Origin of the sequence: Nostoc sp. C110 (assembly GCF_043099725.1) — a bacterium.
Lineage (GTDB): Bacteria > Cyanobacteriota > Cyanobacteriia > Cyanobacteriales > Nostocaceae > Nostoc > Nostoc muscorum_A.
The window spans coordinates 49,920-67,931 of record NZ_CP171144.1; the positions used below are offsets into that span (position 1 = coordinate 49,920).

Sequence of the window (18,012 nt, forward strand, 5' to 3'; positions counted from 1 at the left end):
CTACTCTATAGTATTCCCGTTTTCATCCCGTTTGATTTCTACCACAGTGACATCAAAACTTTCCCATTCTTGAACGGTAAAGCCTACCTCGGTTTCTTCAGGAAACCTAGTTGCCATTTTCTGCCAAGCTTCTTCTTCGCTTTCAGCCCAGATATAATGACCTTGCCGTTCTCTAATGTCATCGCGCCCAGTGCAGTTGTGTAAGTATAATGCGTTACGTGTACAGCGATATTCTCTCATAACTGCGAATGGCTAAAGATTTAGCTTACTACGTTAAGAAATTTTCTCCCAGGTCTGTTGTTGGGAAGCTAGGCTTAAATGTTAGCCCTGATGCGCCCAATAAACCGATTTTGTTACTGTCCGTCATTGAGATGATATCTCAGGGCCAAATCCGAAAAAACCAAATTCCTCTATCTGCTGAACTCATCGCCACATTTCTCAAACTGTGGAGCCACTTAGAACCAGTACGCAAGCCTGATATAGGCTTACCTTTTTACCATCTCACCAGTGACAGTTTCTGGTATTTTGAGATGAAACTGGGTTTTGAATCATTGATTGCTGCCAAGGTGAAAATCAGAACTCCCAGTACCATTAGGCAAACTGTAGAGTACGCCTACCTTGATGATGAACTCTGGTCACTGCTGCAAAACGAGAGCGAACGCACTGTACTAACCCACACACTCATTAATTCGTGGTTTAACGAGCGTACACAGGATATCGAGTCATTATTACAAGTCAATGCCTTTGCTGAACTACAAGACCAGTTGCAACGCTCCGGCGGTAAAGTCTATCAGCCAGAGGAATTAGAAGATGAGCAAGCTGTAATTGTGCGAGATGGTGCATTCCGCAAAATTGTTGTCTCAACTTACAACCACACTTGCGCTTTCTGCGGGTTACAAATACTTGACTCACTTGGTCAAAACATTGTGGACGGGTCGCACATCAAACCATTCTCCCAGTTCTACGATGACCGCATTGATAACGGGCTGTCACTATGCAAAAATCATCACTGGGCATTTGACCGCTTTTGGTTTACTATCAACGACGATTACACTATCATCGTCTCTGACAACCTGCGAGAAGATTCACCCAACGCTAGACCAATGTGGGAATTTAGGGGCGATCGCATAAACCTACCCGCCCAGGAACAGTATTATCCTAGAGTTGATGCAATGAGATGGCATCGCCAGGAGTTCTTAAAGCGCAGCGCATGAGTAAAAAACCTAGAGGTTGGTTTAATGAAATTGTTATTCGTCCCGTTGTTCATGTAGACGGTTACGAAAGCTATGAAAAGATATGCGGTATTGTTGCAGAATTTTATTACTCTTCGGAGAAACAAAACCTACTGCGCCAACTAAGAACTAACCCCAAGGATTCAAGGTATATTACCCTCTACACGCTTTTTAAAGTAGGGCAAGCTAAATGCCCTGCTTATTGGGTAAATAATGATTTATTAAGTGCATTGATGCAATCAAATTTAGATGTTGAAGTTGACGATTTACAGTGGGCAATGAAAACAGGATTTTTTATGTTGCCCAAGGGTGTAGTTCTTTCCCCAGAAAAACGTAGTATTGATACAATTTTTTGGCATTGTGATACATCTGATGACTTACTTTATTGGGCTGCAATAGATAGGGATACCGTTTTCTGCCGCAGATTTAAAATTAGCGATAATTTCAAAAAATTTACATATACTGATACTCAAGATTTCAATCCCCAAGTAGTTACAGATTTTAATCAATATCTACAATCAATTTTCTTGCGATTAATTTTGATAATGGAGTGTCGCCCGGAACTTGTAGATTCAACAAGCGAACTAGTCAGGGTGAATAGAGGTTTTGGCAAAGCGCAAGCCCAAGATTTTTATCAACCACTTTGGCTAGGACTTGGATATAAACTCAAACGTGAAGGGACGCAAAGCAGTGAAGGCAGTAGCGGTACACATGGTACTAAGAGTGTCCATTGGCGCAGAGGCTTTTTACGTAATCAACCTTACGGAGAAGGCAGACAGCAAAGAAAACTAGTTTGGATTGAACCAGTTTTAGTAATGGGTGGGAAAGAATCATCATGATGACAGACGATGAAATTAATGGCAAATATGAATCTGCTCAAGACAGACTAATTCAAGAAATTGACAGGATAAAGTTACCAGCCTTAGTTGAAAAAATTAGGTCTAATCCTAATTACATGAGGATTGATAATTATAGTCAATCTGCTGTGGATTGGGATGATGTTAAAAAATCCCAGTTAATTGAATCTTTTATTATTAATTTTCCTGTAATGCCAATTGTTATCTATGAAAAGTCATATCATACATACAAAGTTATTGATGGCAAACAAAGGTTAAAAGCAATTGTCGATTTTTTCAGTAATAAATTAGTTTTGAGCGGACTAGAAGTTAAGACCGAACTAAATAGATGCACTTATGCTACTCTTCCATATCATGCAAAGACAGTGCTGAATCGCCATTCTCTATCTTTGATATCGGTTATCCCTTCAGAGGATGCCAGCCTCGAAGAAATAGCAAAAATCATAGAGATTATTGCAGAACGCCTTAATTAAAGGGCTGCGATGGCGTACCAGATCATCAATAGGATAAAAGGAAGCCTTGGGCTAGCGAAAATGTGTTGGCAGCTATCAGTTAGCTAAATGCACAGATTGTAAATTCATAGTAAACTATGTACAATAGAAGAGTAAGCGATCGCACATTCTGGCTATCCCGATTAAAACCATCATGAAGCTGCAACGTATCGAGGCAGGTGAATATCTTACTCCTGATGGTAGATTTTACGTCCGCAATACCTATTACTCAAACGGTATGCCCGGACGGAGTAACACCAGTTCGGGGTGGTTAATTGAAGATAGAAGCGGGGCAACTCCGTTTCGCATTTGTCTTCATAAGACTAATATCAAACGTGTGGATACGCTGACCGAGGCAAAGGAAATTATTGCTTTGCTTATGGAGTGCGATCGCAAAGAGAAAACATTACGTGATGCCGGATGGCAGAAGGAAGAAAACTGTCAACCTCTGGGTTTGTGTTGGCTGTCTCCCCACACTGGTAGATTGTTAACTAGAAGTGAAGCACTGTTGGAACTGAGTTTGATGTCGTGACCAATAATCCTACTAATTGACACTAAAATTAAGGACTGCTATATGAAAAACTTTGTTGTAAAGGTATCAAGGAAAGAATATTTCGAGATAGAGGTGACTGCGAAAATAAGGATGAGGCAGCACAATCTGCATTGTCTGGAGAACCACCTGATTGGAAAGTTGAAAGTGTAGAAGAGGTAGTAGATGAAGAAGAAGTTAAAAAAATGAGCTAATCTGACATAATTACAACTCCTCAAATAAATATTTACGACTTTAATTGATGAACACCACAAAACTAACACCTAATCAAAAAATAGGCGTATTTTATCACGATGATAATAGAGGAGCTAAAGCCAAAATTGAAGAAATAGCTAAAGTTTCTCCCACTGGGTATGTCACGTTAAAAAACGGTAAACGCTACAACCCAAAAGGATACGAGGTAGGAATAGAAATAATTGACGCGACATTTCTTTGCTCGGTAGAAAAAGCACAGGCAATTATAGATAAATCATTAGCATTTAAGGAGAAGAAAGAAGAAGAATATAAAGCATATCTTGCTACTCCTGAAGGTCAAGGTCAACTTGCTGTTCAAGAGGCAGTAGAAGCTGTCATAAAAATACTCAATAAATATGGTTGGTATGCTGATGAGCATGGACACATGGATACTTTTGAATTAGAAATTAGAATATTAATTAAGCAATATGTAAGCGAAAACAACCCGATTAACTAAAATATTTATGAATAAAAGTCAATATTTTACAATCAATTTGGGTGATTGATAAAAAAATATGAACACATTAGAACTAAAACCAGGGGATAAAGTAGGAATTTTTTACTATGACAGTGTGCGTATAGGTACTAAAGCTGAAATAGAGGTAATTGAACGGATTTCTCCAACTGGACAAGTAACTCTTTCTAATGGAAAGCGATATACATCCGATGGCAAAGAAATTGGTGTTGTAGAACCTAGTTACCTTTGGACTCTAGATAAAATACAACCAATCTTAGAAAAAATTGAAACTCTTGAGCGACAGAAGGAAGCAGAACGATCGGCTTATTTAGCATCACCTGAAGGTAGGAGAAAACAAGCAGTAAATGATACTGTCAAAGCTGCTATCGCTGCACTTAATCAATACGGCTGGTATGCTGATGTTGATGGTCACATGGATGCTATGGAATCAGAAATAGAGCAAATTATCAAAAAATATGTCAGCGAACACGAACCTATTAGCTAAAGATTCAGGTATTTCATTAATTGAGGTTAACTTTTATGTTTGAACCAAACGCAGAAGGTCAAGTCAGACTGTACTTTACAGAAGAGAAAATTTGTATTGGTTCATATAAAGAAGTAGAAAAGTACGAGCGAGAAACCAAAAACAGCTATTGGGCATCTGAATTTTTTGAATTACCACCAGACTATAACCCAATTGGTAAAACAGCAGATGAGATTAAGTTAGCTGTGAGAGAAGTACTTTTATCAAAGTTACTGAAGAAAAGCTTAGGCCTGTGATTTAACCTTATATGTACTACGGATACCGTTGTTATACTAAAGAAGATAAGCCTTTAGGTTGGCTATACACATTTAGCTGTGATACTGAATATGCTTTTACCAATACAGATTTACATTGGTGCAAGCGTTGGAAAACTGAACGAGGGGCAAAAAGACATTTTGAACATTACAATAGTCGCTGGCAATTCAAAAGTCAAGGAGGCTATCTCAAAATTGAAGTTATGCCAGAGTTTTCTGAACCAAAATCTTCTGCTAAGTCTAATCAGCAGCGATGGAATGAAGCCAACCGTGATGCACTTTACCAAGCTCAAGAAAATTACAACCAGAAGCGCCCTATAATGTCATTTCGTCCAAAAGCCGAACTGTTGGAATGGCTGAAAGAGGAACGTACAGCAGATGACAATGGTGAACCAGAAACTGATGCCTCACTCCTAAATCGCAAGTTAGAAAAACTCAGACAGTTAGAACAACAGGGATTTTAAGACAGTGAAAGCAGAAGAATTAAAAAATTTAATTATTAGTATTCTTCAAGAAAAGCCTAGATTTTTTGACCATGTTTGTACTAAAGATATCAAAGCTTTACTATTAGAACATTATAATATTTCTGTAACTGAGAAAATGATTATTAAAGTGATGATGCAAGTAGTAGAAGAGGGGGTAAGTAAATTTGGTGGGGATGGTTACGAGTGTGGGGATGGTAGTACACTAACATGGGCTGATGAACACGCAGTAGCTGGCTCAAAACTGACAGGAGTTCATAAGTATTGGTGGTTTAATATTTAGTTAAAATTAATTGAATTAATATTAAATAAGAAATTTAATAATGAAATGAATAATCTAGACCGTCTGCTAGCAATATTAAAAGAACAAGCAGATTTAATCGATCAACTTAACACACGTTCTAACTTTCAATACAAAAGTACACAAAGGCTAGTTTTGGATTATGGTAAACCTTTTGTAACTCAGGTTAAATCACCATTTAAAGGTGAACGTAAAGCTTGCTTTGAAAATTGCTTAAAAGGATTGTTGAGGTATCCAAACCTAAACTACTGTGAGGGATTTGCTATTAGTGATGATGTTGATATAGCTGTATCCCATGCTTGGCTGGTCAATAATGATGGATAATTAATTGATCCAACATGGATAGGTGAGCGGTTTAAAGGTAGTACTTATTTTGGAGTAGTCTTCACCGATGATTTTGTAAGGGAAATAGCCCAAAAGACTAAATGCTATGGAATCCTAGACAACGATTTCATGAATGAACACCAGCTATTACGAGAAGGTTTTCCGCCTCACGCACTACTCACTAAGTCGATAGACGCTCAATGATTAGTGCGTAGGCGCAGCCCGCCGTTAGGCATCGCCCCACCCAATTCTTAGAGGAAACTTAAAAGCGATCGCCCGACCCCCAAGCGTGATGGATGCTGACGAACCTCAAAGTCCGCAGCCCACGACAACCAGTCAACCGTCAGACCATCGTGAACGTCGGCAGCTGACCAGTGTTGTCAAAGAGGCCAACGCTATAGCTGCCTCCATACGGCACGATCATCGCGTTTGATCGCACGGCAGACCTCGCCCAGTCTGCGTTCCCAACTGCCGATGCTGCAAGCGCCGCCAGCCCAGTAGCCTGTATGCACTGCAAGAAGTAGGCGCTGGTCATGAGGAGCAGGTCATACGTGGGCTGGTCGTAGTTCACTATTGCGAGGAACACGTTCTGGGGCTGCCACGTTGCCTTGCCCCGTACAACCCCAGCCGACTGGATCGCCAGGAGTGAGTCGGCACCACCTGCACCGTTGACAATCTCAGCATAGCGACTGCGCGGCCGACTTGCGGCTTGCTCGGCGTGTCGCCGCCAATTGTCGAGCGGGCGGATCTCCTCGACAGCATAAGTACCGTCGAAGAGTAAGGTGTCGCGGTAGATGAAGTAGCCTACAGGAGCCATCGCGTTTGTCGGCTTTGAACCGGTGAGGATCTGGTCGAGGTAGCCTGCGTTGTACCCGTAGCTGTCGGTGAGTCCCTGGAGCGGCGCACCCCGAAGACTCCCCTCGGCGTAAGCGATCGCTCCGGCATCGTTGCCGTTGAATGCTGTGAGCGCGGCGTTAATGCGCGTCACAATCGCGTCAAAGCTATTCGCGGTCGGCGCAAATCCGGGCCGTGGGTTCGGTGAACCCGGCACCGGGAAGCGGATGAAAGCGTCGCGCAACCACACACCGCCAAAATACCCGGCAAGGTGCATTAGCCACAGCAACGTCGAAAGCGACGGGTCGCCGGGTTCGGACGGTCGGAGTGTTTGCTCGAACACGTACACCGGGACGTAGCGTGAGAGAAAGTCAATCGGATCGTGACCTCCAAGCGGGGTTGTGCGTGCGTAGGCTCTCACGAGTCGGTCGAGGAGGGCTTGATCCTCGGTCATGACAGTCCGAAGGTTGTCAAAGAACGGGTAGGGGGGCAGGTTGAGCCGCAGCCTCTTTTGGCTTTGTGCAACGGCGATGCTGCCGAGAAGTCCAGTTCTTGAGAGGGACGTGGCGGCAAGTCCGGTCGCTCCCGCTCTCACCGCGCCAATGAAGAACGCACGGCGCGAGATGTGGTTGTGCATGATGATTCCCTCTGCTACTGAATTAAAATACAGTAAATTTAATAAATCTCCAATTTCAAGAAATTTCTATATAAATTAATGGGCTTATTTATCAACAAGCAACTATCAAGTAAATATTAAGTAAATATCAGGTATAGAGGATAAATCCTAAGAGCGACGCAGCCCGTCGTAGACATCGCATACAAAAAAGCCCAGTCATCTCATAACTGGGCTTTCATTATCTCAATCAATCATTGGAGGTAGAGAAGTTTCAGACTATGCAGCAGGTTGTTCGAGATTAACCTTGACAACTTTGTTCTTTTCTTGCTCAGTTTTTGGCAGTGTCAAATTCAAGATACCGTCTTTATAATCTGCGGTGACATTGGTATTTTGAACTCTAGCAGATAGAGGAATTACACGTTGGAATTTACCATAGTAGAATTCACTTATTGTAGTGCCATTGTTTTCGGTTTGAGTTTGGGACTTGCGCTCACCACTGATGTGAACAGCATCTTGGGTGACTTGAATATCCAGGTCTTTAGCTTCCAGTCCTGGCAGTTCTAGTTTGAGATGAATCGCATCATCAGTTTCTTGCAACTCAGCCGCCGGAACTCTGATAAAATCTCTGTCAAGCCGTGCAGATGGTACTCTGGTATCTCCAAATAAGCCGTTGATGTGACGTTCTAAAGCGTTCAATTCTTGCCAGGGGTTGTAACAAACTAGTGCCATAGCTTTTACTCTCTTTAAATAGTTCTTGTTTAATCGTTTTTGCACTTGGTTTTGTGCTTATGTATTTATAATAAGTATGGTTAAAAACCGTGTAAATTCGGTTTTCATCACCAATTAATTGATGATTAGCGCACCCTTGTAGGCATGAAAAAAGAGTACGGGTTACTCTAATTTTGCGGTTCGGTAAACCAGAATAATAACTATTAATACCAATAATAATCAACTAATTATTCTTCTGTTGAAGGGGATAGTGCAGTCAGGCATTGCTTATATTTTCAAAACAACAATCACACTCGCTTTACTCGCTTCGCCATCGCACTATTCAATAAGCATTTCGATTTAGTCATCGGGAAACTGCCAAGATGAAATACTTTCTACATCTTTGCTACTGCATTTAATACAAGTAACATCAAATACTGAATCCATCCATTCATAACCGCAAGCACGACAATGACAGAAAATATTATTGCGGTTGGCATCTTTTATACCCTGATGCCATTGCTGTAGTTGGTCAGGATTTTGAAAAGGTAAATTATCAGACATTTTAATCACCACGAAACACCCTACTTAAACGGCTGCCCCCACCGCTCCCAATTTTCCTTGTTGAATGGGGACTTAAATTTTTGAATCATTGCCTGTTCTAAAGTTTGCCGTGTGCGTCGCTCTACCGGAGCATCCCACCAAAAACCAATATTAACCGCCGTCTCTATCTGATAGCGATAATGTAAGTCTCGGTAACTGCTGATGTAATCTTTACAGCCATGAGTCCCACGCCAGCGTTTGTTACTACGACAGGTTTCGCCAACATAAAGTAGCAATTCAGCAGCAGAATCAATCACAAAATACAAAGCTGCTTGTCCAAAATCATCTGGCATCCGGTAAAAAGCCATTGGTTGTAAATGCAGCGTAAACGGGTCTATCGTCTCTGGGTCACAATGCACTGGAGCTAGGTCAAATAATGTCGCCTGCTGCACTGGCTTGGTTTCCCTCACCCGTTGCTGATAGTCCAAAATTTGTGCTTTCCACTTCAGCAGGGCATCAGCACTCATAACCAGTGCCTCTGCTCTAGGTGCTGGTGTGGGTTTCACTTCTGGAAATAGGTTTAGTTGATTGGGTTCCAAGGGTATTACGGGAGCGTGCCGACTAGCTGATTATCCCCCAGAACTGAATTGAGTAAACCTGTTAACGGGTTTAGGCGATTCACATTTTTTGAAACCGGAAACGGAACAATAAACTTATTTTTTCGCCCAAACCTGCGTGACGCGAGGGATGCAAAATATTGTTGTTTCGTCAGCAGCCAATGCCCTTATTTGGGCAATTGTCTGGTCAATCTCTTCTTGTGTTGTCAGTCCAGCTTCAATGAAAGCATCAACTGCCTCAAATAATGATAAATCGACTAGGCGCTTGGTGTTAGAGCGTACTACAACGGGTTGTACCAAAGAAACGGATGGTGCAACCAACCCAACATCCTGAAAAACTCGGTATAGCGTGGTTCCAAGACGAAAATGCTGACCGCGAATGTTACTGATAGCTAAGAAAAGTTCAAAACAACGCTCATAAGCTGGGGACGGTGGATCACAAAAGGCACAGCTAAAGTCTGCTTCCTCGCACACCATTAATCCACCAGGCTTAAGAAGCGATCGCATTTGGTCGAGTGCATCAGCAGGACGAGTTAAGTGCATTAGCAAAAAGCGGCAGTAAACCAAGTCAAAAGATTTTTTAGGTAATCCTATATCGTAGGCATTGCCAAGGGTAAATTTTATATTGCTTAAACCCTGAGCCTGTGCATTCTGCTGCGCCTTTTCTAGCTGTGCGGCACTCATATCTACACCAAAAACAGAGCCGCCAGAACCAACCTGTTGGGCCAGCCAGTTAGAAACATTACCAGTTCCGCAACCAATGTCAGCTACTAACATTCCTGGCTCAAGTCCAACTTGCCGGAATAAGAATTCTGTATAGGGCTTGTGGATCATGTTGAGGATTGAAAGTCGATGTGCGCCTAACTCCCCTGTGGCAAGTGTATAGCGGTCATCTTGTGCCATTTTTATCCCCCAGACTACATACAACTTTCAGACTTCGGTAATTGTATAGCTCATCTGACCGTTTGGACACTGCAAAGCAATTACAGTCAGCACAGCAGAGAGTTGCCCAACTAGAGGCGGAAGTTAAAGAGTTACGGCAAATTAATAACCAGTTAGAGCAAGTCAATAACCAATTAGAGATAGCCAACAAACAATTACAACAGGAGAAAACTGCAATGTCAGCCACACAGCAACCCCAAACAGTTACTCTCAATGTCACTGAGTTAGATTCTTGGCTAGAGAAAAAAGTTATTGAGGTAGTGAACAAGGTAACTCAAGGTGTGGCTATAGCACCTGCTACTACTGCCACACCTGCCAAGGTTGCACCCATCAAAGAAGAGATTGACTGGCAAGCCAAGACTGATGATGAGGTATGGGGGAGCAAAGCGCCGGGGGCAGGTATAGAAAAAATTCGTCGGTCTTATCAAGCTATCTGTTTGTATAACGATACTGTGGCAACTCTTGACTCAGATCGCTTGGCAGTGACTAACCAAGCACTCAGAGATTTATCGGGCTGTAACGGCTTGCTGGTACGCGATTGGATTGAGGCTCACAAGGATGAGGTGATTAGCCATAATGCTAAGTTCGGCATGGAGAACAAGAGAGACCCCAGTAATCCAGCCAGCTATGCCAACAAGGGAAAGGACACAGATAAAATTCTCTTGCTGATCAATGAAGAATTTCTAAGTGGGGAAGGCTTTAAGTCAGGGAGAAATTAAAACAATTCGCAATTCGCAATTCGCAATTACGTTTTGGGACGGGGATTTAAACCCCCACCCAAAACGGGCTGCCTTTCTTAGGCTCTTTACTTAAACCCCCAAAGTTCGTTAAAGCTATTTTTTCCCTTACAAACTAATTACATAATCACCACTAAGTTTATGTAATTAGTGGATTTTAAATGAGTAAATTGTATACCAAACTACATTTTCTCTAGACTATGCCACAACTTAGCTTGGACTATCCCTAGACTATGCCAGAACTTAGCGCTCTTAATCAGTTTTTTCAAGAAAGCAAGTTCAATAGACTATGCTTGGACTATCCCTAGACTATGCCAAAACTTAGCGCTCTTAATTGCTATTTTTTGCCCTCAACAATTCTTCGCTTAGAGAATAACATAACCGTACTCACTATGGTTTCATGCCCTGCGGGTGGCTGCGCCATCTTTCGCTGCGCTCATGACATGAAACCGCCGTTCGCTTGGAGGGTTTTTCGTACTACAATGCACTGCATTTGTAGCATAAATCTTTGATGTCGCCACTAACTATTCTCAGGATTGAGAAACTAAAAACATTCGGCAACGTTGCCGCAAGTGATGACCATGTTACCAGGAATAGAGAAACACCCAACGCAGATCCAACTAATATTATGTCCCCTTGATTGGGGGAGAAGACGAACACGACTGTTAGCAGCGATGGCTTCGGGAATTAAGCATAGGGCGAAGAAGGTGGTTCGGCTAGCAAGAACCGCAGGCATCGCGGCCATTCATTGTCTAAGGCATTCTTCTAACTACTGCTGGGAGCAAAATCAAGAGCGGTGGCTTTAAGGTCTGAAGGGGTTCGGTTATGCGATCGCGCTGTGGTCATGCCAAACTTGCGGCTTCTTTTGTAGCCGGGGACTTAGACCCGCCGAAGTTTGTTAAAGAAACAAAATCCACAAAAAAAAATTTACCCCTGTTTTTGACCCTTTTTTTGTCTATCTAATTGATAATTACTCTCAATATAAACCGCCCAAACCGTGATTATTGACACATTTATCAAGAAATATTACAGTTTTGGCACCAGTTAATTGATTTGACTAAATTCGTGGATTTGAGAGAATATCTTTACAAAATCTCCAAATTCCCAATCCTCACCAACTACATTCAACATCTCCCAATATCTATCCAACATCTCCCAAATCTCCAATTTTTTCTTACCTTTTTACCCCTTAAAAATCATCCAGTAACGGAATTCTCATTAGCTCAAAAATTCCCAATAAAGAAGAACAATTCCCAATACTTACCAATACTTGTTAGAAGTCTCCCATTTTGTTCCAATAATTTACCAATTATTGAGAAATTCGCTTAAAAGCTTTTAAGCGCTGTAATCCATCTTTTTTTGACGCACAGTACGCCTTATTTGGCGGAAAGTTTGTTGAGGTAAAAATCAAGAATCAGCCAAAAATGAGTCCGATAAAACTACAAAAGTGACTGAGGTTTTACAACGCTTGTGTCCAATTAAAGCAGAGGCAGGGGAGGAAAGAGTTGATAGACAATTAGTTCTTTTCCCCCTGCTTCTCTTCTACCTCTGCTGCCCTCAACGCAAAAGTTCCTTAACCGAAGGTATTGGGAGTGTCGAGAGGCGTAAGCGGACTGTGACTACCAATCTCAATTGGGAGGCAAGGTAACACAGAGAGAGCGATCGCGTCACCCGCTCACAAAAGCTAACTGATCACGCCACTGTTAGGAGAGATCACCTCCAGTGGGCGGTTACGCCATCGCGTTTACAAACAGAGTTAGAATCTCCCGTAAGTCATGGACAAAAAACATTTGTCTGTTATTCTCATTTAAGTGGAAAAAATGTATATTTTTAAACATTCCATTGGGAACGGCAGTAATGACGGCAGTATGACGGCAATAGTGCCGTCAAAAACGAAATTTTTCTGGGATTTTGTAAATCTTCTAATGGTAAAATTGACGGCAGTATGACGGCCCTGTTGACGGCCTACACGGCAAGGGTAAAAGCTCAAATCAGCCGCCTGAAAATAAACATACCTACTACGGTTATTTTCGCTATTGTTGATTTGAGAAAATTGGCTGTTTTTGACTTAAGTAAAAATACTCAGTGAGTCCGAAAAAGAATTTGAGCAAGGACGTGAAGTATTTTTGAAAAAGCAAGATAAATCAATTCCAAATTCACGCATTCCAAATTGGAGAAGTGCGATCGTCCGTAGTCACGTCAAGAATTGAGATTGGGGATTTGGGTTTTGGTAGTCATGGTCTGGTAGTTATGATGAATTTGGTAGTCATGATGATTAATATCTATTTATATAGAGGGCGTGACTACGGTATCAGAACTTGATACAAAATGCCGTTCTTCTCAGTGGTGACTACCAAATATTGTATAAAAGCTAGCAGCAGTAAGTTGCTAGAGAATTAATTGGGATAAAGCGATCGCTTCGGGAATTAAGCATAGGCCGAAGAAGGTGCTTCGGCTAGCAAGAACCACCAGGCATCGCGGCCATTGTCTAACTACTGCCGGGAGCAAAATCAAGAGCGGTGGCTTTAACGTCTGAAGGGGTGAGGCAAGCGATCGCGCCGTGGTCAATTAGAGGCAGAGAAATTAGGCAGTCAGGATGATCGCCTTTGCAAGCTACGCCCGTAGTCACGCTAAGAATTGAGATTGGGGATTTGGGTTTTGGTAGTTACGGTCTGGTAGTTATGATGAATTTGGTAGTCATGATGATTAATATCTATTTATATAGAGGGCGTGACTACGGTATCAGAACTTGATACAAAATGCCGTTCTTCTCAGTGGTGACTACCAATTTTGTATAAAAGCCAGCATTGGCAAAGCAGTACAAAATTGAGATGGTGGCGCGGTTATGCCAGTGGGGAGACGCGGCAACGCCGCCGTCGGGTAGGCAACGCAGTTGCCAGTCAAATATCAAATATAAGGTGAGATTTAATAACTTAAGTCTTGAAACATGAAAAGATAGTCAGATAAGGAAAGCGCTGAGTCAGCAGCGCAGTTAGGAAATTGGTAGGTTTAATACAATAATGCTAGTATGCTGGCACTAACTGTATAGACTGATCAAAAAGCGAGGTTAACAGCGATCTCTTCTATCGTTGTTAACCTCGCTTTATCACCCTTGTATTTGCGTAGCTTGCGGCCAAAGGCATCGCGATCGCAGTTCACCTCCTAGCCAATACTCACAACCTGTTATCAATCTCAAAACTAGTTAGTAAAAATGTCTAACCGGATAGATGCAATATAGAGCGTAGCTGCCAGTTCTACGCACCTGGGGAAATTGCCAGCCGTCTTAGAGATGCTCTCGCGCTCGGTAGGCGATGCCTTTGGCGGTTGTAGCCATTGCGGACACCGCTTCGCAGTTAAAGTAGTTATGTCTTAAAATTTTCAATAGGCATAACTCTTGTAACTGCCATGACAGACCGCATCGACCAAATCATAGAGAAGCTTCAACAATTAAAGGAAATCAGGCAGCATCTGGTCAATGAACCAATGTCTGAATCTGGGGTCTGGATTCATCAGTATGAGGTACGCAAAAAATACAAAAAAGATGGTGAAATCTACTGGTATGTATACGCAAAATGGCAATCATACGAGCCAATTTTTAAAAGGAACCCAAAGCCCAGATTAAAAGGGATTGTAAAGCGCGGCAACAACCCAGAATATACCTGCCATCAACACATAGGCAGGGTAGGCAGTAGCACAGGGCTAGGAACTGAAAAAGAGGTCACGGAAGCATATCGAGAGTGGGAAAATCGCAAACGGTTAGATGCCATAGATAAAACTTTGGAAGAAATAGAAACCGCGCTCATCGAAGTTATGCCACAAAAAAATAATAAAGCATAACTATTGAGGCGGTCGTCTACGGCGGGTGAGTACGCCATCGCTATAGTCGATTGCAGTAACCTGTTATTTATATCACAACTAGTTATTAAAGATGTCTAACCGAATAGATGCAGTATGGAGTGTAGCTGCCATACACACCTGGAAAATTGTCAGCCGCGTCAGAAATGCTCTCCGGTAGGCAGGCGAACGCGGGAGACGCAGCAAAATCAATAACCTGTTAATAATTAAATGAGTATAATAACAAGTTAGCAAATAGTAACAGGATAGTGTATATATGCTGTTATAAACTCATGCAATAATCTAACCCTTAGCTGAAACCTTTACTGTAAAAGCCTTATAGATATGTGCAGTATTGACACGTTATGCAAAGATGAACAGGTTGCAACTAACCAGTTAACACATAGATAACCTGTTAACAAAATCTCATTGCAGACATGAGAGCAGCTATAACAGGTTTATCTGTTAATTTAAATTAACAGATAAACCTGTTATAGCTGCTCTCATGTCTGCAATGAGATTTTGTTAACAGGTTATCTATGTGTTAACTGGTTAGTTGCAACCTGTTCATCTTTGCATAACGTGTCAATACTGCACATATCTATAAGGCTTTTACAGTAAAGGTTTCAGCTAAGGGTTAGATTATTGCATGAGTTTATAACAGCATATATACACTATCCTGTTACTATTTGCTAACTTGTTATTATACTCATTTAATTATTAACAGGTTATTGATTTTGCTGCGTCTCCCGCGTTCGCCTGCCTACCGGAGAGCATTTCTGACGCGGCTGACAATTTTCCAGGTGTGTATGGCAGCTACACTCCATACTGCATCTATTCGGTTAGACATCTTTAATAACTAGTTGTGATATAAATAACAGGTTACTGCAATCGACTATAGCGATGGCGTACTCACCCGCCGTAGACGACCGCCTCAATAGTTATGCTTTATTATTTTTTTGTGGCATAACTTCGATGAGCGCGGTTTCTATTTCTTCCAAAGTTTTATCTATGGCATCTAACCGTTTGCGATTTTCCCACTCTCGATATGCTTCCGTGACCTCTTTTTCAGTTCCTAGCCCTGTGCTACTGCCTACCCTGCCTATGTGTTGATGGCAGGTATATTCTGGGTTGTTGCCGCGCTTTACAATCCCTTTTAATCTGGGCTTTGGGTTCCTTTTAAAAATTGGCTCGTATGATTGCCATTTTGCGTATACATACCAGTAGATTTCACCATCTTTTTTGTATTTTTTGCGTACCTCATACTGATGAATCCAGACCCCAGATTCAGACATTGGTTCATTGACCAGATGCTGCCTGATTTCCTTTAATTGTTGAAGCTTCTCTATGATTTGGTCGATGCGGTCTGTCATGGCAGTTACAAGAGTTATGCCTATTGAAAATTTTAAGACATAACTACTTTAACTGCGAAGCGGTGTCCGCAATGGCTACAACCGCCAAAGGCATCGCCTACCGAGCGCGAGAGCATCTCTAAGACGGCTGGCAATTTCCCCAGGTGCGTAGAACTGGCAGCTACGCTCTATATTGCATCTATCCGGTTAGACATTTTTACTAACTAGTTTTGAGATTGATAACAGGTTGTGAGTATTGGCTAGGAGGTGAACTGCGATCGCGATGCCTTTGGCAGCAAGCTACGCAAATACAAGGGTGATAAAGCGAGGTTAACAACGATAGAAGAGATCGCTGTTAACCTCGCTTTTTAATCAGTCTATACAGTTAGTGCCAGCATACTAGCATTATTGTATTAAACCTACCAATTTCCTAACTGCGCTGCTGACTCAGCGCTTTCCTTATCTGACTATCTTTTCATGTTTCAAGACTTAAGTTATTAAATCTCACCTTATATTTGATATTTGACTGGCAACTGCGTTGCCTACCCGACGGCGGCGTTGCCGCGTCTCCCCACTGGCATAACCGCGCCACCATCTCAATTTTGTACTGCTTTGCCAATGCTGGCTTTTATACAAAATTGGTAGTCACCACTGAGAAGAACGGCATTTTGTATCAAGTTCTGATACCGTAGTCACGCCCTCTATATAAATAGATATTAATCATCATGACTACCAAATTCATCATAACTACCAGACCGTAACTACCAAAACCCAAATCCCCAATCTCAATTCTTAGCGTGACTACGGGCGTAGCTTGCAAAGGCAATCATCCTGACTGCCTAATTTCTCTGCCTCTAATTGACCACGGCGCGATCGCTTGCCTCACCCCTTCAGACGTTAAAGCCACCGCTCTTGATTTTGCTCCCGGCAGTAGTTAGACAATGGCAGCGATGCCTGGTGGTTCTTGCTAGCCGAAGCACCTTCTTCGGCCTATGCTTAATTCCCGAAGCGATCGCTTTATCCCAATTAATTCTCTAGCAACTTACTGCTGCTAGCTTTTATACAATATTTGGTAGTCACCACTGAGAAGAACGGCATTTTGTATCAAGTTCTGATACCGTAGTCACGCCCTCTATATAAATAGATATTAATCATCATGACTACCAAATTCATCATAACTACCAGACCATGACTACCAAAACCCAAATCCCCAATCTCAATTCTTGACGTGACTACGGACGATCGCACTTCTCCAATTTGGAATGCGTGAATTTGGAATTGATTTATCTTGCTTTTTCAAAAATACTTCACGTCCTTGCTCAAATTCTTTTTCGGACTCACTGAGTATTTTTACTTAAGTCAAAAACAGCCAATTTTCTCAAATCAACAATAGCGAAAATAACCGTAGTAGGTATGTTTATTTTCAGGCGGCTGATTTGAGCTTTTACCCTTGCCGTGTAGGCCATCAACAGGGCCGTCATACTGCCGTCAATTTTACCATTAGAAGATTTACAAAATCCCAGAAAAATTTCGTTTTTGACGGCACTATTGCCGTCATACTGCCGTCATTACTGCCGTTCCCAATGGAATGTTTAAAAATATACATTTTTTCCACTTAAATGAGAATAACAGACAAATGTTTTTTGTCCATGACTTACGGGAGATTCTAACTCTGTTTGTAAACGCGATGGCGTAACCGCCCACTGGAGGTGATCTCTCCTAACAGTGGCGTGATCAGTTAGCTTTTGTGAGCGGGTGACGCGATCGCTCTCTCTGTGTTACCTTGCCTCCCAATTGAGATTGGTAGTCACAGTCCGCTTACGCCTCTCGACACTCCCAATACCTTCGGTTAAGGAACTTTTGCGTTGAGGGCAGCAGAGGTAGAAGAGAAGCAGGGGGAAAAGAACTAATTGTCTATCAACTCTTTCCTCCCCTGCCTCTGCTTTAATTGGACACAAGCGTTGTAAAACCTCAGTCACTTTTGTAGTTTTATCGGACTCATTTTTGGCTGATTCTTGATTTTTACCTCAACAAACTTTCCGCCAAATAAGGCGTACTGTGCGTCAAAAAAAGATGGATTACAGCGCTTAAAAGCTTTTAAGC

Annotated in this window: 24 protein-coding genes; 14 read left to right on the top strand and 10 right to left on the bottom strand. The window is 42.1% G+C overall.

Features of this window, described 5'->3' with window-relative positions:
- Positions 1 to 240, bottom strand: coding sequence for a hypothetical protein (locus ACFFRD_RS04965; protein ID WP_392476872.1), 240 nt, complete (start codon positions 238 to 240; stop codon positions 1 to 3).
- A gap of 8 nt (positions 241 to 248) precedes the next feature.
- Here ACFFRD_RS04965 and ACFFRD_RS04970 point away from each other — a divergent pair, with 8 nt between their 5' ends.
- The 10 genes from ACFFRD_RS04970 (at position 249) to ACFFRD_RS05015 (ending at position 5,726) form a co-directional block, all read left to right on the top strand.
- Positions 249 to 1,214 carry an HNH endonuclease gene (locus tag ACFFRD_RS04970; protein ID WP_392476874.1) on the top strand — a complete coding sequence of 322 codons (966 nt, stop codon included), beginning with the start codon at positions 249 to 251 and terminating at the stop codon, positions 1,212 to 1,214.
- Positions 1,211 to 2,071, top strand: a complete 861-nt coding sequence (locus ACFFRD_RS04975) for a hypothetical protein (protein WP_392476876.1) — start codon at positions 1,211 to 1,213, stop codon at positions 2,069 to 2,071. The genes ACFFRD_RS04970 and ACFFRD_RS04975 overlap by 4 nt, the downstream gene beginning before the upstream one ends.
- On the top strand, positions 2,068 to 2,562 hold the full coding sequence (locus tag ACFFRD_RS04980; protein ID WP_392476878.1) for a DUF262 domain-containing protein: 495 nt from the start codon (positions 2,068 to 2,070) through the stop codon (positions 2,560 to 2,562). The genes ACFFRD_RS04975 and ACFFRD_RS04980 overlap by 4 nt, the downstream gene beginning before the upstream one ends.
- Positions 2,563 to 2,734: 172 nt before the next feature.
- Entirely contained in the window at positions 2,735 to 3,112 is a 378-nt protein-coding gene (locus ACFFRD_RS04985) for a hypothetical protein (RefSeq protein ID WP_392476879.1), read from the top strand.
- 259 nt (positions 3,113 to 3,371) lie between these two features.
- Positions 3,372 to 3,821: a hypothetical protein gene (locus tag ACFFRD_RS04990; RefSeq protein ID WP_392476880.1), complete on the top strand. Its 450-nt coding sequence runs from the start codon at positions 3,372 to 3,374 to the stop codon at positions 3,819 to 3,821.
- 58 nt (positions 3,822 to 3,879) lie between these two features.
- Positions 3,880 to 4,326 (top strand): hypothetical protein, encoded by a 447-nt coding sequence (locus tag ACFFRD_RS04995; protein ID WP_392476881.1) that lies wholly within the window; start codon positions 3,880 to 3,882, stop codon positions 4,324 to 4,326.
- A 35-nt stretch (positions 4,327 to 4,361) separates the two neighbouring features.
- A complete protein-coding gene (locus tag ACFFRD_RS05000) occupies positions 4,362 to 4,601 on the top strand; it encodes a hypothetical protein (protein WP_334840833.1) in 240 nt (79 codons plus the stop codon).
- Positions 4,602 to 4,612: 11 nt separating this feature from the next.
- Positions 4,613 to 5,083 carry a hypothetical protein gene (locus ACFFRD_RS05005; protein ID WP_392476883.1) on the top strand — a complete coding sequence of 157 codons (471 nt, stop codon included), beginning with the start codon at positions 4,613 to 4,615 and terminating at the stop codon, positions 5,081 to 5,083.
- Between the two features lie 4 nt (positions 5,084 to 5,087).
- Positions 5,088 to 5,384 carry a hypothetical protein gene (locus tag ACFFRD_RS05010; protein WP_163926634.1) on the top strand — a complete coding sequence of 99 codons (297 nt, stop codon included), beginning with the start codon at positions 5,088 to 5,090 and terminating at the stop codon, positions 5,382 to 5,384.
- Between the two features lie 45 nt (positions 5,385 to 5,429).
- Positions 5,430 to 5,726, top strand: coding sequence for a hypothetical protein (locus tag ACFFRD_RS05015; RefSeq protein ID WP_392476885.1), 297 nt, complete (start codon positions 5,430 to 5,432; stop codon positions 5,724 to 5,726).
- Between the two features lie 343 nt (positions 5,727 to 6,069).
- Here ACFFRD_RS05015 and ACFFRD_RS05020 read toward each other — a convergent pair whose 3' ends face one another.
- The 5 genes from ACFFRD_RS05020 to ACFFRD_RS05040 all read right to left on the bottom strand — a co-directional run bounded on the left by ACFFRD_RS05020 (position 6,070) and on the right by ACFFRD_RS05040 (position 9,947).
- Complete coding sequence (locus tag ACFFRD_RS05020) at positions 6,070 to 7,197, bottom strand: hypothetical protein (RefSeq protein ID WP_392476887.1); 1,128 nt, start codon at positions 7,195 to 7,197, stop codon at positions 6,070 to 6,072.
- A 255-nt stretch (positions 7,198 to 7,452) separates the two neighbouring features.
- Positions 7,453 to 7,905 carry an Hsp20/alpha crystallin family protein gene (locus ACFFRD_RS05025; protein ID WP_392476889.1) on the bottom strand — a complete coding sequence of 151 codons (453 nt, stop codon included), beginning with the start codon at positions 7,903 to 7,905 and terminating at the stop codon, positions 7,453 to 7,455.
- A gap of 339 nt (positions 7,906 to 8,244) precedes the next feature.
- Positions 8,245 to 8,448: a hypothetical protein gene (locus tag ACFFRD_RS05030; RefSeq protein ID WP_392476890.1), complete on the bottom strand. Its 204-nt coding sequence runs from the start codon at positions 8,446 to 8,448 to the stop codon at positions 8,245 to 8,247.
- A 20-nt stretch (positions 8,449 to 8,468) separates the two neighbouring features.
- Positions 8,469 to 9,026: a GIY-YIG nuclease family protein gene (locus ACFFRD_RS05035; RefSeq protein ID WP_392476892.1), complete on the bottom strand. Its 558-nt coding sequence runs from the start codon at positions 9,024 to 9,026 to the stop codon at positions 8,469 to 8,471.
- Positions 9,027 to 9,140: 114 nt separating this feature from the next.
- Positions 9,141 to 9,947 (bottom strand): class I SAM-dependent methyltransferase, encoded by an 807-nt coding sequence (locus ACFFRD_RS05040; protein ID WP_392476894.1) that lies wholly within the window; start codon positions 9,945 to 9,947, stop codon positions 9,141 to 9,143.
- Between the two features lie 41 nt (positions 9,948 to 9,988).
- Here ACFFRD_RS05040 and ACFFRD_RS05045 point away from each other — a divergent pair, with 41 nt between their 5' ends.
- Complete coding sequence (locus ACFFRD_RS05045; RefSeq protein ID WP_392476896.1) at positions 9,989 to 10,705, top strand: hypothetical protein; 717 nt, start codon at positions 9,989 to 9,991, stop codon at positions 10,703 to 10,705.
- A 562-nt stretch (positions 10,706 to 11,267) separates the two neighbouring features.
- Here ACFFRD_RS05045 and ACFFRD_RS05050 read toward each other — a convergent pair.
- The 3 genes from ACFFRD_RS05050 to ACFFRD_RS05060 form a co-directional block, all read right to left on the bottom strand.
- Positions 11,268 to 11,459, bottom strand: a complete 192-nt coding sequence (locus tag ACFFRD_RS05050) for a hypothetical protein (RefSeq protein WP_392476898.1) — start codon at positions 11,457 to 11,459, stop codon at positions 11,268 to 11,270.
- A 1,752-nt stretch (positions 11,460 to 13,211) separates the two neighbouring features.
- A complete protein-coding gene (locus ACFFRD_RS05055) occupies positions 13,212 to 13,352 on the bottom strand; it encodes a hypothetical protein (protein ID WP_392476899.1) in 141 nt (46 codons plus the stop codon).
- A gap of 105 nt (positions 13,353 to 13,457) precedes the next feature.
- A complete protein-coding gene (locus tag ACFFRD_RS05060; RefSeq protein ID WP_392476900.1) occupies positions 13,458 to 13,634 on the bottom strand; it encodes a hypothetical protein in 177 nt (58 codons plus the stop codon).
- 494 nt (positions 13,635 to 14,128) lie between these two features.
- On the opposite strand from ACFFRD_RS05060, the gene ACFFRD_RS05065 reads away from it, so the two are divergent.
- Positions 14,129 to 14,560 carry a hypothetical protein gene (locus ACFFRD_RS05065; protein ID WP_392476902.1) on the top strand — a complete coding sequence of 144 codons (432 nt, stop codon included), beginning with the start codon at positions 14,129 to 14,131 and terminating at the stop codon, positions 14,558 to 14,560.
- Positions 14,561 to 15,498: 938 nt separating this feature from the next.
- Here ACFFRD_RS05065 and ACFFRD_RS05070 read toward each other — a convergent pair.
- Positions 15,499 to 15,930 carry a hypothetical protein gene (locus tag ACFFRD_RS05070; protein ID WP_392476902.1) on the bottom strand — a complete coding sequence of 144 codons (432 nt, stop codon included), beginning with the start codon at positions 15,928 to 15,930 and terminating at the stop codon, positions 15,499 to 15,501.
- 494 nt (positions 15,931 to 16,424) lie between these two features.
- Between ACFFRD_RS05070 and ACFFRD_RS05075 the strand changes: the two genes are divergently transcribed.
- Together ACFFRD_RS05075 and ACFFRD_RS05080 are read left to right on the top strand one after the other, a co-directional pair.
- The gene (locus tag ACFFRD_RS05075; RefSeq protein ID WP_392476900.1) at positions 16,425 to 16,601 is read left to right on the top strand and encodes a hypothetical protein; all 177 of its coding nucleotides are present in this window, start codon (positions 16,425 to 16,427) and stop codon (positions 16,599 to 16,601) included.
- 105 nt (positions 16,602 to 16,706) lie between these two features.
- The gene (locus ACFFRD_RS05080; protein WP_392476903.1) at positions 16,707 to 16,847 is read left to right on the top strand and encodes a hypothetical protein; all 141 of its coding nucleotides are present in this window, start codon (positions 16,707 to 16,709) and stop codon (positions 16,845 to 16,847) included.
- The last annotated feature ends 1,165 nt before the right edge of the window (positions 16,848 to 18,012 follow it).